19 protein-coding genes are annotated in these 17,548 nt (G+C 72.2%); 2 read left to right on the top strand and 17 right to left on the bottom strand.

Going from position 1 to position 17,548, the window contains the following annotated elements:
- Positions 1–4 precede the first annotated feature (4 nt).
- The 15 genes from ACH4PY_RS26880 to ACH4PY_RS26810 form a co-directional block, all read right to left on the bottom strand.
- Positions 5–592 carry an ester cyclase gene (locus ACH4PY_RS26880; protein WP_398188030.1) on the bottom strand — a complete coding sequence of 196 codons (588 nt, stop codon included), beginning with the start codon at positions 590–592 and terminating at the stop codon, positions 5–7.
- Complete coding sequence (locus ACH4PY_RS26875; RefSeq protein ID WP_398188027.1) at positions 589–1,137, bottom strand: nuclear transport factor 2 family protein; 549 nt, start codon at positions 1,135–1,137, stop codon at positions 589–591. The genes ACH4PY_RS26880 and ACH4PY_RS26875 overlap by 4 nt, the downstream gene beginning before the upstream one ends.
- Positions 1,134–2,627: an FAD-dependent monooxygenase gene (locus ACH4PY_RS26870; RefSeq protein WP_398188024.1), complete on the bottom strand. Its 1,494-nt coding sequence runs from the start codon at positions 2,625–2,627 to the stop codon at positions 1,134–1,136. Before ACH4PY_RS26870 ends, ACH4PY_RS26875 begins: the two co-directional genes overlap by 4 nt.
- An 82-nt stretch (positions 2,628–2,709) precedes the next feature.
- On the bottom strand, positions 2,710–3,093 hold the full coding sequence (locus ACH4PY_RS26865; RefSeq protein WP_398188021.1) for a hypothetical protein: 384 nt from the start codon (positions 3,091–3,093) through the stop codon (positions 2,710–2,712).
- Between the two features lie 116 nt (positions 3,094–3,209).
- Positions 3,210–4,121 (bottom strand): MarR family winged helix-turn-helix transcriptional regulator, encoded by a 912-nt coding sequence (locus ACH4PY_RS26860; RefSeq protein ID WP_398188018.1) that lies wholly within the window; start codon positions 4,119–4,121, stop codon positions 3,210–3,212.
- A 38-nt stretch (positions 4,122–4,159) separates the two neighbouring features.
- Positions 4,160–5,146, bottom strand: coding sequence for a hypothetical protein (locus ACH4PY_RS26855; protein ID WP_398188015.1), 987 nt, complete (start codon positions 5,144–5,146; stop codon positions 4,160–4,162).
- Positions 5,147–5,189: 43 nt separating this feature from the next.
- Entirely contained in the window at positions 5,190–6,665 is a 1,476-nt protein-coding gene (locus tag ACH4PY_RS26850) for an MFS transporter (RefSeq protein WP_398188012.1), read from the bottom strand.
- Positions 6,666–6,695: 30 nt separating this feature from the next.
- A complete protein-coding gene (locus ACH4PY_RS26845) occupies positions 6,696–7,346 on the bottom strand; it encodes a hemerythrin domain-containing protein (RefSeq protein ID WP_398188008.1) in 651 nt (216 codons plus the stop codon).
- Positions 7,347–7,536: 190 nt separating this feature from the next.
- Positions 7,537–7,950: a VOC family protein gene (locus ACH4PY_RS26840; protein ID WP_398188005.1), complete on the bottom strand. Its 414-nt coding sequence runs from the start codon at positions 7,948–7,950 to the stop codon at positions 7,537–7,539.
- Between the two features lies 1 nt (position 7,951).
- Positions 7,952–8,398, bottom strand: a complete 447-nt coding sequence (locus tag ACH4PY_RS26835; RefSeq protein ID WP_398188002.1) for a nitroreductase family deazaflavin-dependent oxidoreductase — start codon at positions 8,396–8,398, stop codon at positions 7,952–7,954.
- A gap of 109 nt (positions 8,399–8,507) precedes the next feature.
- Positions 8,508–9,086 (bottom strand): flavin reductase family protein, encoded by a 579-nt coding sequence (locus tag ACH4PY_RS26830; protein ID WP_398187999.1) that lies wholly within the window; start codon positions 9,084–9,086, stop codon positions 8,508–8,510.
- Between the two features lie 2 nt (positions 9,087–9,088).
- Complete coding sequence (locus tag ACH4PY_RS26825; RefSeq protein ID WP_398187996.1) at positions 9,089–10,783, bottom strand: NAD(P)/FAD-dependent oxidoreductase; 1,695 nt, start codon at positions 10,781–10,783, stop codon at positions 9,089–9,091.
- A gap of 15 nt (positions 10,784–10,798) precedes the next feature.
- The gene (locus ACH4PY_RS26820) at positions 10,799–12,457 is read right to left on the bottom strand and encodes an FAD-dependent oxidoreductase (protein ID WP_398187993.1); all 1,659 of its coding nucleotides are present in this window, start codon (positions 12,455–12,457) and stop codon (positions 10,799–10,801) included.
- Positions 12,458–12,462: 5 nt separating this feature from the next.
- Complete coding sequence (locus tag ACH4PY_RS26815; RefSeq protein WP_398187990.1) at positions 12,463–12,780, bottom strand: hypothetical protein; 318 nt, start codon at positions 12,778–12,780, stop codon at positions 12,463–12,465.
- A gap of 522 nt (positions 12,781–13,302) precedes the next feature.
- The gene (locus ACH4PY_RS26810; RefSeq protein WP_398187987.1) at positions 13,303–13,815 is read right to left on the bottom strand and encodes a MarR family transcriptional regulator; all 513 of its coding nucleotides are present in this window, start codon (positions 13,813–13,815) and stop codon (positions 13,303–13,305) included.
- A gap of 913 nt (positions 13,816–14,728) precedes the next feature.
- On the opposite strand from ACH4PY_RS26810, the gene ACH4PY_RS26805 reads away from it, so the two are divergent.
- Together ACH4PY_RS26805 and ACH4PY_RS26800 are read left to right on the top strand one after the other, a co-directional pair.
- Positions 14,729–15,913 (top strand): sensor histidine kinase, encoded by a 1,185-nt coding sequence (locus tag ACH4PY_RS26805; protein WP_398187984.1) that lies wholly within the window; start codon positions 14,729–14,731, stop codon positions 15,911–15,913.
- A gap of 84 nt (positions 15,914–15,997) precedes the next feature.
- Positions 15,998–16,612, top strand: coding sequence for a DNA-binding response regulator (locus tag ACH4PY_RS26800; protein ID WP_398187981.1), 615 nt, complete (start codon positions 15,998–16,000; stop codon positions 16,610–16,612).
- A gap of 98 nt (positions 16,613–16,710) precedes the next feature.
- Here ACH4PY_RS26800 and ACH4PY_RS26795 read toward each other — a convergent pair whose 3' ends face one another.
- Together ACH4PY_RS26795 and ACH4PY_RS26790 are read right to left on the bottom strand one after the other, a co-directional pair.
- On the bottom strand, positions 16,711–16,959 hold the full coding sequence (locus ACH4PY_RS26795; RefSeq protein WP_398187978.1) for a helix-turn-helix domain-containing protein: 249 nt from the start codon (positions 16,957–16,959) through the stop codon (positions 16,711–16,713).
- On the bottom strand, positions 16,956–17,459 hold the full coding sequence (locus ACH4PY_RS26790; RefSeq protein WP_398187975.1) for an OvmZ protein: 504 nt from the start codon (positions 17,457–17,459) through the stop codon (positions 16,956–16,958). Before ACH4PY_RS26790 ends, ACH4PY_RS26795 begins: the two co-directional genes overlap by 4 nt.
- Positions 17,460–17,548 lie beyond the last annotated feature (89 nt).

Genomic DNA, 17,548 nt, shown 5'->3' with positions numbered 1-17,548 from the left:
AGGGTCAGGAGGGGGAACCCGCCGGCTGCGGACGGCCGCCCGCGGGCGGGCCACCGGCCGGGGGGCCGCCCATGGGCGGGCCGCCCATCGGACGCCCGCCGGGACCCCCGGGACCACCCGGGCCACCGGGACGCCCGCCGGGGCCACCGGGGCCACCGAGCGCGCCGGTGATGCCCTGGAGGGTGCGCATCAGCGTGAAGTTGTCGACGATGCCCCACCGCTCGGCGATCCGGTCGTCCTCGAACCGCAGGATGAGCAGCGCGTGGTGCTCGACCTCGCTGTTGGTGGCGGGGATGCCGAGGAACGGGCCGGTGTGCTTGCCCTTCATGACCCAGCGGATCGCGGAGCGGTCGCCCTCGCTGACGACGTCGAGGACCTCGTACCTGATGTCGGAGAACGACCGGTGCTGCATCTCGATCGTCATCTTGAACGAGGCCGGGCCGCGCACCGAGTCGTCGTAGGAGCCGTGGCTCTGGTAGTCCGGCGTCAGATAGCGGTCGGCCACCGACAGGTCGCCGTCGTTGAGGCCCTTGTTGTAGACGATGTCGATGATCTCCCGCTGCCTCTCGACACTGGGAATCTCCTTCGTCATGCTGTCCCGTCCTTCCATGTGGTGATTACCTGTTCTCCGTCGGTACCGGTCATGACCTGGGCGATCTCACGGATGCCCGGCCCGGTGGTCCACACCACGCGCAGCTCCAGCCGGCACAGCCGCCAGCCGTCGGCGGTGCGCCGCGCCACCCCCTCGAACCGGCCGCCGAGGTAGAAGTGCGGCGCGGAGGCGGGCGGCGGCGGCGAGCCGGGGTGCACATGGATGGCGACGACGTTCCAGGCGACGGTCGCCCGGTCGCCGTCCGGCTCGATGGCGTAGTGCGAGACGTTGTGGTGGGTGCGGTCCCAGTGGCCCATGAAGCCGCGGGTGAAGTCCGCGACCCCGGCGATGCCCTGGTGGCTGCCCGGCGGGAAGTCCAGTTCGACGTCGCCGGTGAAGACCGAGCGCGCCCAGGCCTGGTCGAAGTCGCCGCCGTCCAGGGCGCGCAGATAGCGGTCGGCGAGGTCCGCGAGGTCCGCGCGGTCGGTCAGCCGGCGCAGCGCCGCGACGGCCTCGGCGGGCAGCGAGAGGTCCAGGTCCGTCACGGCCGGTCCCCCGCGGCCGGCCGCGGCGCGCCGAACCAGCGGCGCAGGGCCTCGTCGAGACCGGCGGCCGAACCGGGCGCCGTCCAGGCGATGTAGCCGTCGGGGCGCACCAGCACCGCCGCGGTGCCGGTGAGCGGGTCGTCGCCGGCCAGGCCGCTGAAGGGCGCGCTGACCACGTCGACGCGGTCGTCCCAGGGGGCCGCCGTGCGCTGCAGCTCCGCGTCGCCGGTGGCGTCCAGCAGGATCGGGCGGGCGGTGTGCATCAGCTCGTAGAAGGGCCGCGGGCCGGTCGCGGTGGCCACCTGCCGGTTGGGCATCCGCGCGCCGAGCAGCGGGTGGTCGCCCGCGCCGACGTCGTAGCGGATCTCCAGGCCGCTGACCATGCCGATCAGGTGCTTGGCGACCACGTCGTAGCCGATCAGCTCGGTGAACAGGTCGCGCATCGGCTGCACCTCGTCACCGCTGAGGAACAGCAGGCCCTGGGCCTGGGTGTTCATCAGCAGCCGCCGGCCGATCCGGTGGCGCTCGTCGTGGTAGCTGTCCAGCAGCCCCTCGGGGGCCCAGCCGTGCACCTGCGCGGCGAGCTTCCAGCCGAGGTTGACCGCGTCCTGGATGCTGGTGTTCATGCCGAGCCCACCGGCCGGCAGGTGGATGTGCGCGGCGTCACCGGCCAGCAGGATCCGGCCGCGCCGGTACTCGGTGGCCTGCCGGGTCGCGTTGCCGAACGAGCTGAGCCACACCGGCTCGGCGTGGCTGATGTCCTCGCCGGTCAGGCGCTTCCAGGCGTCGGAGATCTCGCCGAACTCGATCGGGGTGGTACGCCGCTTGGGCAGCGTGCCGCGCTCGCACACGATGAAGCGCTGCACCCCGTTGGTGGGCGGGGTGGCCATGACCATGCCGCCGGGGTAGGACTCGCCGATCATCCGCGGCCGCACGTTGGTGCCGCGCAGGTCGGCGAGGAACATCTCCATCGAGGCGGCCGTGCCGGGGAAGTCGAAGCCGGCCGCCTTGCGGACCGTGCTGCGCCCGCCGTCACAGCCGACCAGGTACTTCGCCCGCAGCTCCTCCCGGGCGCCGTCGGGGCCCTGGATCTCGGCGGTCACCCCGTCGTCGTCCGCCGACAGCGCGACGCACTCCCAGCCGCGGCGGAAGGTGACGCCGGGGCCGGGGGCCCAGCCCGCGAGCATCGCCTCGGTGTCGGACTGCGGCAGCGTCTTGCCCGCGAAGAGCCCGCCCTCCAGCTGGCCGAAGTCCAGTGGCAGCCCGCCGAAGTGGCCGACGGCGCTCAGCTCGAAGGGGGGCAGCCGCGGCAGCAGCCCGCGCTGGTCGAAGACCTCCTTGGTGCGGGCGGTGAAGCCCAGGCCGCGGGACTCGCCGGTCGGCCGCTCCAGCCGCTCCAGCACGACCACCTCGACACCGGCCAGGCGCAGTTCGCCGGCCAGCATCATCCCGGCCGGTCCGGCGCCGACCACGATCACATCCGTATTCATGGATACCTCTCTTGTCGCACTCGTCGAACTCGTCGAAGTCCGCACCGGGGACGTGGCGGGTCAGCCCTCCGCGGCCGGCCCGTCACGGGGCCGGCGAGAGCTGCGCCCTGGTCTCAGCGGCGATGGAGAAGATCACGTTTCCGGCGGCGTCGAAGACCTCGGCGGTGCCGGTGCCCAGGAAGGCCGTGTCGAAGAGCTTGGCGTCGATGTTGATGATCAGGTGGTCGATGCCGGTGACCTCGGTGTCCCCGGACACGCCCGAGTCGCCCTCGTCGAGGCGCTCGGTGATGGTGAAGACGAAGGTGTCCTCGCCGGTCCGCCGCCAGGTGCCCTCACCGCCGGTCTCCGCGGTCTTGAGCTGGGCGGACCCGTCGCTCTCCAGGTTGACGGTGAACTCCTCGACCGTCGTGCCGTAGAACACCGTGCCGGCCCACAGGCCGACCGGCGCGTCGACGACTTGGGACATGACTTCCCTACTTTCTGCAGCTGTCGTGGGGTGGGCGTGGGCAGCACAAAAGCGGCCCGCCCCGCGGAGGGGGCGAACCGCTTTACGTGGAAGAAAGCCTCAGGTGGAGCGGGGGGTCAGCCGACCCGGTCGGCTCCGGTGGCCACCGGTGCGGCGAGCATCCGGTGGATCAGGGTGTGCAGCTCGGCCTCGACCTGCTCACCGCCGAGGGTGCGCACGATCTCGCCCTGCATGCGCTCGACCGCGTCGGCCAGGTACGCCAGCCGCTCCCGGCCGAGGCCGGTCAGCTCCAGGGCGTAGCGGCGCCGGTCGTCGGGGTCCTGCCCCCGGGTGACCAGGCCCTTCTCGACCAGTTCGTCGACGATCAGGGCGGCGGCGGGCTCGGTGAGCGCGAGGTAGCGGGCGAACTGCTGCTGCGGGCACGGCCCGAGCTTGCCGATCGCGGACAGCGCGCCGAAGTCGCGCACCCGCAGGCCCTCGTCCGCGACCAGGGCGTCACCGCGCCGCCGCAGCAGGTAGAAGACCTGGGTGATCAGGTACTCGGTGCTCAGGCCGCTCGGGGTGCCGGCCGGTTCGCCGAGCACGGTGCGCAGCAGCTCGTTGAGCCGTACGCGCTCGTCCGCGGTCAGGTTGGCCGTCAGCATCCGGTCGCGCTCCAGGACCGCGGGCTGCATACGGGCCAGCTCGCCGCGGCCGGCGTCGGTGAGCGCGAGCAGGTAGGAGCGGCGGTTGTCGGGGTTGCGGGTCCGGGTGACGTACCCGGCGCCCTGCAACCGGTCGATCAGCTTGACCATGATCGTCCGGTTGATCTCCAGCCGCTCGGCGAGTGCCTGCTGGGAGGTGCCGTGCCCGGCGGCGAGGGCGGCCAGGACCGCGTAGTCACGCGCCTGGGTGCTCCGGTCGGCGGCCGCCGCGACGTGCGCGAACGCCCGGCGCATCAGGTACGGCAGGTAGCGCGTGAGCTCCGGGGCCAGTTTCGCGCCGACCAGCTCGGCGGACCCTCGCCCGTGGCCGTGCGGCTCCGCCATGAGCGTGCGCCTCCTTCCGGCCGGTCCGGGCTGCGTGATCAATCATAGAACGAGTGCGAGGTGAGGAATTTCCGCAGTCGTGTCGTCGCCGCGTTGGCCGCGGCGGCGTACCGGTCGTCGGGCAGCAGCGCCTGGTGGCGTACGGCGACCTCGGCGAGTTTGATCGCGTGCTCGTCGCCGAGCTCGACGGCTTCGGCGATGAGCTGGTCCTCCCGCGGCACCGCCGCGGCGGGGGCGGTGGCGGGGCCGCGGGAGGAGCTGTAGTAGCCGCGGATGCCGTCGCTGCAGTGGCGGGCCGCCAGGAAGGAGGTCCACTGCAGATCGGCGGGCAGGTGCGGCAGGACCAGGCGGACGGCGGCCGGGCCGGTGATCGCGTGGATCAGCGGTACGGGGTGGCCGGTCTGCACGGTCGCGTAGTGGCCGCAGGCGTCCGCGACCAGTTCGTCCAGGGCGGTGAAGGCGGCGCCCTCGGGCCGGGCCACGGGGGTGGCCCGGCGCAGTTCGGCGTCGATGGCCTGGGCGTCGCTGAGCGAGTAGCGGGCCGCCCAGTAGCCCAGGCCGTGGGCGAGTTCCTTGCGGTAGAGGGCGTTGTCGGAGTCGCTCGCCTGGGCGATGGCCCGCACCGCGTGGGCGGTGCGGATCACGCCGTGCGTCATGACGCCGGACATGCCCGACACCAGCCGCGGCCACCAGAGGTTCAGCACCTCCTGCCAGGGCTTCTCGGCCAGCTCGCGGTCGAACATCTCCCACCAGTCGGTGACCCGGTCGAAGTCGCCGAGGGCGGGCCGCCAGTCGCTCTCGTCCAGGGCGGACAGCGGGAAGCGAGGGGTGGGCAGGTCCTTGTAGCGGCGGTGGGCCAGGTTGTCCTCGACCCAGGTCGCGATGTCGTCGGCGTAGCCCAGGGTGGCCATGGCCTCGGCGGCCATCGGCGCGTGGTTGACGAGCATCGTGCCGTGCTCGTAGCCGATGCTCCGGAGCCGGTCGAGCGCCCCGCTCATGGCGTCGGTGTACGTCAGTCCGGTCATGTCCGCTCCCAGTGCCGATGGTGCCGCCGAGTTCTCCGCGCGCTCAGGCCTTCTGTGCTTGTGCCTCCCCGCCGCCCTTGAACGGCTTGACGGTGAACAGGGCGACCAGGATGCCGACCACGTAGAGGCCGACGGCGACCTTGAAGCCCGCGGTGTAGCCGTTGACCAGCGCGTCCGGCAGGGAGGTGCCCGCCGCGGCGTGCCGGGTGGTGGTGGCCGCGACCGTGGCCAGTCCGGCGAGGCCGAGGGCGCCGCCGATCTGGCTGCTGGCCGTCAGCAGCGAGGAGCCGATGCCGGCCTCGGAGCTGTCGATACCGCGTACGCCGATCGTGGTGGCGACGACCGTGGTGGCGCCCAGGCCGATACCGGTGACGAGCGAGGCCGGCATCACCATGGCCCAGACGTTGGAGTCCTTGGTCAGGAAGGCGAACCAGCCCGATCCCGCCGCGGCGATCGCCAGTGCCAGCGAGAGCGCGATCCGCTCCGGGGCGCGGGCCATCAGCACCGGTCCGACACCGCCGGCGGCGATACCGAAGCCGACCGCGAGCGGCAGGTACATCAGGCCGGTCCGCAGCGCGGAGTAGCCGAGGACCTGCTGCATGTAGAGGGTCAGGAAGTAGTAGGTGGCGAAGCTGCCCGTCGACATCAGCAGGGTGACGACGTTGGCTCCGGTGCGGCCGCGGTCGCTGAGCACCTCGCGCGGGATCATGGGCTCGGCGCTGGTGCGCTGGATGACGGCGAAGGCGGCCAGCAGGACACCGGCGGCGATCAGACAGGCGATGACCGTGGCGTCGCTCCAGCCGTGGTCGCTGACCCGGTTGACGCCGAAGACCAGCGAGCCGGCGCCGAGGGTCGCGGCGATCGCGCCGGGGATGTCGATCCTGGTCCGCCGGGCGGCCTCGCCCTCGTTGAGCGCGTTGAGCCCGAAGATGATCGCGACGACGACGGGGACGTTGACCAGCAGCACCCAGCGCCAGCTGGCGTACGTGGTCAGCACGCCGCCCAGCACCAGGCCGAGGACCGACGCCAGGCCGGTCACACCGCCGTAGATGCCCAGCGCCTTGGTCCGTGGTTTGCCCTCGGGGAAGGTCGCGACCAGCAGCGACAGTGCTCCTGGGGTGGCGACGGCGGCTCCCACGCCCTGGATGAGGCGGAAGGCGATGAGCGAGCCGCCGTTGGGCGCCAGGCCGCCGGCCAGCGAGGCCAGGCCGAAGAGCACCAGGCCGACGGTGAAGACCTTCTTGCGGCCGTAGACGTCACCCACCCGTCCGGCGACCAGCAGCAGACCGCCGAACGTCAGCGAGTACCCGTTGATCACCCAGTTCAGGTTTCCCGGGGAGATCTTCAGCGCCTTCTGGATGCTCGGGAGAGCAACGATCATGATCGTGCCGTCGAGCACGACCATGAACCGCGCCAGGGCGATGACCATGGTTGCGACACCGAGCCGGGCGCCCGCCTCCGGGGCCGGGGCGGCGGCGTCCACCGGCGGATCGGCCGTGGCTCCTTCGTACTGTGACATGTCGGGGTCCCTCCGGGATGAACTCGAAGATCAGCCGGCGGTGCCGGCTGCCGGCGTCCAGAGAGAGAGCTGCTCGTACGCGGCCTTCCACTCGTTCTCGTACTTGACGCGGCCCCAGCCCGGCAGCCGGCCCAGCACGGTCTCGACCCAGTCGGCGGCGGCGTCGTCCAGCAGCCAGGGCATGTACGTGCCGATGTCCTCGCCGACCTTCTTGAGGTGGACGGCCGCGAAGTGGCTCCACTCCTCCTGGGTCAGCGTGGAGTCGACCAGGGACAGGCCCTCGGACTCCTCGTGCTGGAGGTGCCCGCGCAGGCTGGTGCTGAGGTCGCCCACGAGGCCGCCGAGCTGCTCCGCGCCCTTCTCCGGGTCGGCCAGCGCCGCGTCGATGCTCGCCAGCAGCGGGTCGATGGCGGCGTGCTCGGCCTCCATCGCGTGCAGCAGCGCGAGGTCGGGGGCGTCGGCCAGCCGCTCCTCCATCAGGCCCCACACCGTGTCGTCCTCGGAGGTGTGGTGGATGTGCAGATAGGTCTTGAACAGCTTCCAGCCCAGCGCGGTCCGCATCACGGTCCGGGGGTCGTCGCTGACGCCGTCGGCCACCTTGGCGATGCGGTCCAGCTCACGGCGGAAGGCGTCGTGGATGGTCAGCATCATCGTCATGTCGAGCTTGTACTCGCCGCTCATGGGACAGCTCCTCTCTCCGGTGTCCACGCTACGCGAAACACCGACAACCATCAACCCCAACAACTAATGATTCGCCTAACCGCACACTCACGTAACCGTCAAGGTTGATAACAGGTGAGCGGCGGGTGACGCGGGACCGGCCCGCCGCCGGCCGCGGCACGGTGCCGCGGCCGGCGGCGCCGGAGCCGGGTCAGGCCTCGATCTCGTCGGGGGCCGGGGTGTCGAAGGAGTAGACGTGCAGCTTGATGCCGTCCGGGTCGTGGAAGAACACGATGTAGCCGATGGCGGCGATGCGCAGGCCGGAGTTCTCGACACCCTCGGCGTTGAGGTGGTCGACCCAGGCCTGGACCTCGGCCTTGCCCTGCACCGCGAAGCTGACCGGGTCGAACCCGGACAGCGACTCGGACAGCTCCGCGTTCTCGCGGAAGGCCAGCAGCGTGTTGTCGAGGCCGGTGAGCTTGCCCACCGAGCCGCGCACGATGCCCTCGTCGTCCTTGAACTCCATCGTGGTGGTGAAGCCGAAGACGCGGCCGTACCAGTCGATGGACCGCTGGATGTCGCTGACCGCGAACTTCACGTGGTGTATTCCGCCGAGAGCGGGCATGTCAGTTTCCCTTCGCTTGTGAGGCTTGTGAGGTCTGTCGTGCGTCGGTCTTCGCAGGCGTCCCGGGGTCGGTCGCGGGGACCAGGGTGAGGAACTCGGTGACCCGCAGGGCCGAGAGCACCAGCCGCAGGCCCCAGCGGATGCGCACCGTCTTGTCGTCGGTGACGACCACCGGGTCGGTCATGTGCAGCCGGCGGCGGCGGACCAGCAGGTCGCAGCCGCCGGCCGCGCGTACGTTGCGGACCCAGTCGGTACGCGAGCCGTACGGCAGGGTGATGACGTAGGTGCCCTGGTGGCGGAAGACCTTCACCGGAGTGCGGAACTCCCGTCCGGACTTCCGCCCGCGGTGCAGGACCAGGCCGAAGCCCGGCATCCGCCCGAAGAGCGGGCCCGCGAGGCGGTTGCCCACGGTCTTGTTGAAACGCGCCCATCCGCGGCCGAGTGTCATGGGTGCTCCTCCCGGAGGCATGGTGTGGATGACAGTGGCGGGATCCCAAAGGTCCCACCGGGAAGGGCCGGAACGGCGCTTTCCCGCCAGTCGGCGCGCGTCCCCTGGCTCAGCCGTCCCACCGTGCGTACGCTGCTCGCAGCTCCTCCTCCAGGCGCCCGAAGGACCCTTCGAAGAACGTGAGCGGCTCCTGCCGCTGCCGGTGCACCCCCAGCTCGGCCACCTCGCCCAGCACGATGACGTGGTCGCCGCCGGGGTATTCCGCCCGGATGTCGCAGTCCATGTAGGCCAGCGACTCGCCGACGACCGGCACGCCCCGGCGGCTGCGGCCGGAGAACACCCGCTCGCTGGCCGGGACCTGCCGGCCGGCGAACGTCGTCGCCAGCTGCTCGTGCCGGCGCGCCAGCAGGTTGACCGCGAAGCGCCCGGTGCGCGCCAGCTCGTCGCGCAGCCGGGAGTCGCGGTGGATGCAGAAGAGGATCAGCGGAGGATCCAGGGAGACGGAGGTGAAGGAGTTCACGGTGGTGCCGTCGCCCTGCGCGTCGTCCCCGGTGGAGATGACGGTGACGCCGGTGACGAACAGTCCGCTCACCGTGCGCAGCGACCGGCCGTCGACCGGGAAGACCTGGTGCGTGGGCCCGGGCGGGTCGAGGTGCCCGCCGGGGCGTGCGGTGCCCGCCGTCGGCACGGCTACATCAGCTTCCGCGCGCGCGGCCCGGCCTTCAGACCGCCGGAGACCACGAAGCGGGTGAGCTTGCGCATGTCGGGGCCGGCCGACATCAGGCCCCAGCGCACGAACTTGGCCAGGTCCCAGGTGCTGGGCGCCACGAAGCGGGTCGCGGGGTCCTTCCAGCCGAAGGTCGGGTTGACCTCGGGACTGTCCTGGACGACCTTCAGGATGATGTCCGCGGCCTGGTCGCCGGTCAGCTCGCCGACCTCGAACTTCTCGCAGGTCTCCGCGGTGACCTCCAGGATGCGCTGGAAGGTCTTGCTCTCCGGCCACCACAGGCCCGGGTTCTCGGTCTTCTCCAGCGACGTGAAGTGCGCGTCGTCGTTGTCGACGACGTAGCGCAGCCGGGCGCCGGTCAGGCGCATGACACCGGGGGTGATGAAGCAGCCCCACACCCGGAAGACGGCGTTCCACAGCCGGAAGTGCGAGAACGAGATCACCGCGCTGTTGACCAGCTCGTCGTTGAAGTCGAGCAGGCCGGCCTCCAGCTTCTCGACGTACGAGAAGCGCTCCTCGGAGAAGTCGTTGTCCTTGAGCGCCTCCAGCACCCGGGAGGCCAGCGCGTCCACGACCTCCATGGTGTTGGACAGGCCGCGGGAGAACAGCGGGTCGATGAAGCCGGCCGCGTGCGACATCAGGCACCAGCGCGGGCCGACCGACTTGCGCGAGGAGTACTGCAGCCGGTCGGTGGAGACCCACTCGCGGACCGGGCGGGCACCGTCGAACTGCCGCTTGATCGCCGGGTACTTGTTCAGGAAGGCGTCGAACTCCTGCTGGGGCGTCAGGTCCTTCGGCTTGGGGTAGACCCGCTCGTCCAGCTGGAGGCCGACGCTCACCAGCGGGTTCTTCGACTTGCGGTAGTTGTTGAACGGGATGATCCACAGCCAGCCGCGGTCGATCATGTGGTGCATGGTGCCCTTGTGCCACTTGATCGGCGGGCGGTGCTCGGCCGGGAAGTCCACCACGTCGTCGAACGGCTTGATGCCGATGAAGTGGTTGAACAGCGACCGCGAGTGGTGCTTGAAGCGGGCCGGCTTCTCACGCAGGTCGAACTTCTCGGCCAGCAGCGAGCGGAAACCGCTGGCGTCGACCAGGTAGCGGGCCCGGTAGACGTCGCCGTTGGTGCCGCTGACGGTCACGCCGTCGTCGTCGAAGTCCATGTCCGCGGCCCGCCACATCTGGCGTACCTGCACTCCGTACTTGACCGCGACGTGGAACATCCACGAGTCGGTGTCCTGGCGGAACATGTGGCTGTTCTGCGCCAGCAGCCGCGGGATCGCGAACTGCGTGGACTCCGCCGGGTTCGGCTCCTTGCCCGCCTCGTGGCGGACGAACCCGAAGTGGACCTTCACCCCGTGGGTCGGGCCGACCACCTTGTTGGTGACGCCCACCTTGGCCAGGGACGCCAGCTCGGGCACCCCGTAACGCTCGGCCAGGATGTGCAGCCACTCGGCCAGCTGCGGGGTCTGGGACTCGCCGATCGCCATCCGTGGGTGCTGGGCCGCGTCGACGAGCACCACCTTGGCGCCCTGCGCGGCGAGGACCGTGGCGATCGTCGAACCGGCCAGGCCGGATCCCAGGACGAACACGTCACAGTGCTGCGCCTTGCTCAGGTCCGCTCCTGCGGCCGCCGGCGGCGGGGCTTTGGTCGCCATGAGAATCTCCCATCGTCAGACTTGGGTTCGTACGGGGATGGCACCGGTCGCCGCGGGCGATGCGGCGCCGAACCAGCGGGCGACCGCGGGCCCGGGGTCGCTGTAGCGGTCACCGGACCAGGCCACGTAGCCGTCCGGGCGGAGGAGCAGCGTCTCCAGCCCCTCCAGTGGACCGCCGGGCGGCGCCGTGGCCGCCACGAGGTCCACCCGCTGCGTGACCGGGGCCGTACGGCCGGACAGCCAGTCGTGCCGGCCGGCGCACGCGGCCAGGTCGAGGAGCACCCCGCGGCCGGGCCGCAGCAGGGCGGTCGTACTCGTCGGCGCGCCGTCCACGGTGAGCGCCGCGTGCGGGACGGCGGCCCCCGCCAGGTGGGGGCCGCCGTCACCGTCGCCGCCGCCGTCGCCGTCGCCGTTGACGGCCGGACGGTCCGCGGCCGCGGTGCGGTCCGCGTACGGGGAGGCGCCGTCGGGACGGTGGCGGAACTCGGGGGGGTCGTCGGGCACGGGGTAGCGGATGTCGACGCCGGCGATCATGGCAGCCAGGCGGTCGTTGACCACCTGGTGGCCGATCAGCTCGCGCAGCACGGTGCGGCTCGCGTCCACCTCAGGGCCGCCGAGCAGCAGCAGGCCCTGTGCCCGGATGTTGCCCAGGACCCGGCGGGCGACCTCGTGCCGCTCGTCGTGGTAGGTGTCCAGCAGGGACCGAGGGGCGGCGCCGGTCGCGACCGCGGCCAGCTTCCAGCCGAGGTTCGCGGCGTCCTGGAGGCCGAGGTTGATGGCCTGCCCGCCCGAGGGCATCTGGACGTGCGCGGCGTCCCCGGCCAGCAGCACCCGGCCCGCGCGCAGCCGCCGGGCGAGCCGGCTGGTGTCGTCGAAGGCGTTGCGCCACACCGGTGTGCCGTGCCGCAGGCTCTCGCCGGTGACCTTCTCCCACACCGCGCAGATCTCGTCGAAGTCCGGCGGCCCCGGGCGCGGTCCGACCGGGGCGCCGAACACCGAGACCATGACGCGGGTGGCGCCGTTCGGCAGCCGCGAGGAGATCGCGAGCCCCGCGGGCAGCCGCTCGAACCGGCGCTCGGGGATGTCGACGCCCGCCACGTCCGCGCGCAGCAGCTCGTGGGTGCCCGCCGCGCCGGGGAAGTCGATGCCGGACAGAACCCGGACGGTGCTGTCCTCGCCGTCGCAGCCGACGACGTAACGTGCCGTCAGCCGCACCTGCCCGGACGGGGTCCGGGCGTGGACCCGCACCACCGCGCCTTCCGGGGTGTCCGGGTCCGGGACGTCCGGGTCGAGGGCGCACACCTCGTGCTCGCGGCGGACGTCGGCGCCCAGCTCGGCGGCACGCCGGGCCAGCACCTGCTCGACCTGCGCCTGGAGCACCTTGTACTGGCCGGGGAAGCGGGTCGGCAGCGTGCTGAAGTCCAGCGGTATGCCGCCGAAGTGGCCGGACCGCTGGATCGGGGGCGAGCCCAGCTCCTCCAGCAGGCCGCGCTGGTCGAAGAACTCCATCGTCCGCGCGTGCAGGGTCGAGGCGCGCGATTCGGTCGTCGGCGACGCGAGGCGCTCCAGGACGGTCACCCGGGCCCCGCCCAGCGCCAGCTCGCACGCGAGCATCAGGCCGACCGGACCCGCGCCGACGACGACGACGTCCGTGTCCACACTCGTCACGTCCATGACGTTCAGGCGCGCCGCGATCCGGTGACGCCGATCTTCGGCAGCAGCCGGCTGACCTTGGAATGCCCCGAGAGGGTGTCGCCGACGAACGTGACGTCGAATTCGAGGTTGAGCTTCGCGGGCTTGGTGACCGATTGCTTCCAGGTGACCCGGCGGCCTTCCGCGGTGTCCTTGCTGATGACATTCGCCAGCGGCACCGTCTCGGCCTCGCTGGAGGCCGTACCCGCAACCGTGCCCGCGGAGTCGGTGAAGATGTAGACGACCGCCAGATCACCCACCGGCGATTTCACGGTCACGTCCCACGTTCCGGCAATGGAACTCACAGCGGATTCCTTTCGGCAGCGGGAACACGAAAAGCCCGCGTCCCCGGGGCCGGTGGAACGGGCCTCGGGGACGACGGGCCGGGCAGTGGCGCAGCGGCGGTTATGCGCCATGGGTGACGGGGCGTCAGATCAACGCCGTTCGCCGCCGGGTGGCGTCGCTCGGTACGCGTGGATGCCGGTCGACACCGGCGGGGAGGGGATCGGCGGGAGCCGCCGGATCCGTGTCCGGGCACAGCTCGACCGCCGGAAGTAGCGTGACATAGCCGGACGAACCATGTCAACTCTCTCCGTCCCGGGGCACGAAAAAAGCGGCGCGTGATGCGCCGCCGGTGGTGCCCTGGGCACGCCGTCACACCGGCCGTAGGGCCGGTCGCAGGCGTTCGGGGGGAGTGGGCCGATCCGGGGTCAGGACACAGATCTGGCGCCGCCAGAAATCGTGACACGCGTTCGAACGCGGCGTCAATCCCCGTCCGGAACGGGGGTGCACGGGCCCGGCCCGCCCCGCGGGCGCCACGGCGGCCGTCATGACGGACCCCCCGGCGGAAGTGGCCGGCCGCCCCGTGGGACGTGCCGGCGGGCCCTCGGGACGGCCGGACGCTCCATCAGCTCGGCGTCGATCCGGGCGGTCACCTCCACCAGGGTGCGGCTCGTGACGCTCAGGTCCTCCGCGGGAATGCCCAGGTAGAGCCGGTCGATCGCCTCGTCGAACACATCCCGGATGCGGCGCTGGAGCGCCAGCCCCTCGGCGGTCGGCCGCACCGGGCAGCTCGCCCCCGGCAGCGCCACCAGCAGCCCGGCCGCCAGCATCTCGGCGACCACGGCGCCGGCCGCGTGGCGGTCGGTCTTGGTCGCGATGGCGAGCCGCGCGACCAGCCGGTCGCGGTCCAGCTCGGCCTGGCTGAGCGTGCTGATGTTGAGCGCGATCCACTGCTGGTGCGAGGCCCCGGCCTCCCCCAGCACGGCTTCCATCAGCGCCCGGTGGGCCGTCTCGGCACGGCCGAGGACGCGCGGGTCGAGGATCGGACCTGTGGTCATGGCTGCTCCCTGGTAGGGCCCGGCGGCCCCGGAGGGCCGGTCCGGGCGGGGGTCCGGCGGGCTGCGGGGACCGCGCCGGATTCGTGTGTCGACAACTGGGTTCTTCCAGAAAACCCGCCCATGCACACTCCTCCCGCCCACGAGCGCACCACCCCTCCCACGCCCACCGCAATCCGGAGAAGCCGGACCGGCGGATTCCGGCCTGCCGGGCGGACCGGGACCGGGGCGCGGCTCGTACGGGGCTGGTGCGGAACCTGTGATGGGTGGGGAACGTGGGAGGAAGTCACCGGAATCCGGGCGGGATTCGCCCGCGGCGCGCTCCGTTTCCCGGGGGTTCCGGAATCGCGCACCCTGACCTGGCACGTCACCGTTCGGGGCGTTCCGCGACACGCCGCGGAAGCCTTCGAATAGCTGTCCGCATGCGAGAACCCGACTACCGTTGGGCGGGAGCCTCACGCATACTGCGGACAATCAAACGTCGAGAGACCGTCGTCCCGGAAGGCCGCGACAGCGGGCGAGCGATCGTCCACGCCCGGCCCGCCGCGCCACCGCGGGGGGACGGGCGACGCGGCACCGCCCGCTCGTGCGCCACCGGCGTCCCCGCCGCCGTCTTTCGTGCCCCACCGGCGATCTGCCGCCGGCCCCGCGTCCCACCGGCGACCGCCGTAGCTCCAACGCCCCACCGGCAACCCGCCGTCCGCTCCGCGCCCCACCGGCGACCCGCCGTCGTTCTCCCGCCCCACCCGGTTCCCGCCCCACCCGGACCGCGCGGTCCGGGGCTCCCGCCCGTTCCCGGCGGACCCGCCGGACCAGTTGCCGCACCACCCCGCCGGACGTACGAAGAACAGCGACAAGCCCGCCTCACGAGCCGTTCCGCATCAGCGCCTGTACCCCACCGCTCCCGGAGGTTGTGATGCTCTTCGCCGCAGACCGTGACGGCGGCCCGTCACCCGGCCCCGGCTCACCCCCGGCGGGCGACCCGGCCTGCCAGGTCCGCGCGATCACGTCCACGGTGCTCGCCTGCTGGCTGCTCATCTTCCTGGTCACCGTGTGCGCCGGTCAGCCCACCGGCGCCGAGGCGGCCGCCGCCGCCCTCTCCGCCACGGGCGTCTTCGCCACCCAGCAACTGCACTCCTCGCCCCGCGCCGCCCGCTGGGGCCGCAGGCGCAAGGCCCTCTCGCTGACCGCCCAGGGGCTGTGCGTCCTGATTCCGCTTGCGGTGTCCGGCCACCCCTGGAACCCCGACGCGGGATTCCTGGCCGGATCCTGTCTGCTGCTCTTCTCCGGCCCGGCCGCCTGGGCGCTGTCCGCCCTGCCCGCCACCCTGGTGTTCGCCACCGCCCTGTACACCCGCACCCCGTGGCCGACCACCGCGGCCCACACCCTCACCACCGTACTGACCGGCCTCGCCGTCTACGCGCTGGCCCGCCTGGCGCGGCTGGCCGCCCGCAGCCAGGCCGACCACGCGCAGCGCGAGGCGGCCCGCAAAGCCGTCACCGAGGAGCGCCTGCGCATCGCCTCGGACCTGCACGACCTGCTCGGCTACAGCCTCTCCGCCATCGCCCTCAAATGCGAACTCGCCGGTCGCCTCGTCACCCGCCATCCCGACCGCGCGCTCACCGAGATCGGCTCCGTCCTGGACATCACCCGCCAGGCGATCACCGACGTCCGCACCATCGCCCAGGGCTACCGCGACCTGTCGCTCGCCGAGGAGACCGCCGCCGCCGAGGCGCTGCTCACCGCGGCCGACATCAAGACCACCGTGTCCAACGAGTGCGGGCCGCTGCCCCAGGCCCAGGACACCGTCCTGGCCAGCGCGCTGCGCGAGGGAGTCACCAACATGCTGCGCCACGGGGACGTCCGCGCATGCGAGATCTCGGCCGTCGACAACGGGCGGACGGTTCGGCTGGAACTGGTCAACGACGGGCTGCGGCTGCCCACCGTCGTGCCCGCGCGGCGCGGTACGGGGCTGGAGAGCATCGAACGCCGGGTGTCCTCCGTGGGCGGCACCGTCACGACCAGAATCGCGGAGGACGGCCGCTTCCATCTCGTGGTGTCCGTCCTGCGCAACACCGTCGGGCACCGGCGTTCCGCATAATCCCCGCAACTGCTGCACGAGCCGTACGACTTGACCATTTGCACGGCTGGACACCGGACACTGTCGATCTATGGGGGCGCGGCAATGAGGCAACTCAGAATTCTTTTAGCCGAAGACGTGACGATGGTCCGCGGAGCGCTCGTCGCCCTTCTCGAACTCGAGGACGATCTGACCATCGTGGCCGATATCGGCCGCGGTGACGAGATTCTTCCGACAGCCCTTCACCACAACCCGGACGTCGCCGTGATCGACATCGACCTGCCCGGACTCGACGGGCTCAGCGCGGTCACCCAGCTCCAGCAGCGGCTCCCCACCTGCCGGACGCTCATCCTCACCAGCCTCGGGCGTCCCGGCACGCTGCGCCGGGCGCTCAACGCGCGCGTCACCGGCTTCATGCTCAAGGACTCACCGCCCGACCAGCTCGCCGAGAGCGTGCGCCGCGTCGCCACCGGGCAGCGCACCATCGACCCCGAACTCGCCCTCGCCGCATGGGACGCCGGGGAGTGTCCGCTCTCCGACCGGGAACTCAGCGTCCTGCAGCTCGCGGCCACCGGCGCCGAACCGCACGAGATATCCGACATGCTCTGCCTCTCGCTCGGCACCGTCCGCAACTACCTCACCACCAGCGTCACCAAGCTCAACGCGCGCAACCGTATCGACGCGATCCGGATCGCCCACGACACGGGCTGGATCATCTGACGCGCCGCCGCACACCGGGCGCCGCGGCCCGCCTCCGGGCACGGCAGGCGCGCCGCCGTGACCGGCGGCGCGCTGTCGTGGCCGGGGCCGTCCGCCGCTCACGCGGACTCCGCGGCCGCCGGGTCCTGCGGCTCGGCGCCGCCGCCCCGGCCGGCGGTGGTGGCGGTACGCGCCTCGGCCAGCGCGAACAGCTCGTCGAGGTCGTACTCCGCCCGTCCGGGCCGCCCGTAGCGGGTCAGCTTCCCCCGGCTGGCCCACTTCCGTATCGTCGCGGGCGGCACCCCGAGGGCCAGCGCCGCGAGTTCGGTCGGCACGACGCGCGGCGGCACCGCGCGGGGCGGGGTCATGACGCCGCCCGGCGGCCCAGCAGCATCCACTGCTGCGGGGTGAGCACGTGCCCGGCGCCGCAGCTCACCGCGAAGTCCCCGCCCGGCAGCACCCCCGACTGCACCGTGCTGTCGCAGCCCGGTTCCGGACAGCGCCCCAGCTCGCGGGAGGACCCGCCGCCGTTCACCGCCCGCAGCGCGGCCTCCTCGACCATGACGATCTCGCTCACGAAGTCGTCGGCCGCCGGGTGCGCGAGCAGCCAGTCCAGATGACCGGCGACGAACCCCGCGAGGTCGCGTACCGTCCGCCCCCGGGGCGCGGACGCCCGCCGCTCCCCCACCACCATGTCGGCCCAGGACGCCAGCACGCCCACCATCTCGCTGCGGGCCTCCATCGCCCGCTCGTTGAGCGCCATACCGTTGTTCCGGCTCCCGCTGACCCGCTGCCGGAAGCCGCTCGTCACCGGCTCCAGCGCGTGCTCGCACGCGGCGTACAGGCGCGGCAGCGCCCGTAAGGACACCCCCACCCGGTCCCCGCACGCCCGGCAGGAGCGCAGTCCCGTCACGAGCCGCCGTGGCCGGTGCCCACCCAGCGCGTCGAACCCGGAAC

The sequence above is a fragment of the Streptomyces sp. NPDC021224 genome (assembly GCF_044332905.1).
Lineage (GTDB): Bacteria > Actinomycetota > Actinomycetes > Streptomycetales > Streptomycetaceae > Actinacidiphila.
Note: the sequence above shows the minus strand (reverse complement) of the source record. Positions and strands in the feature narration are given on the sequence as shown.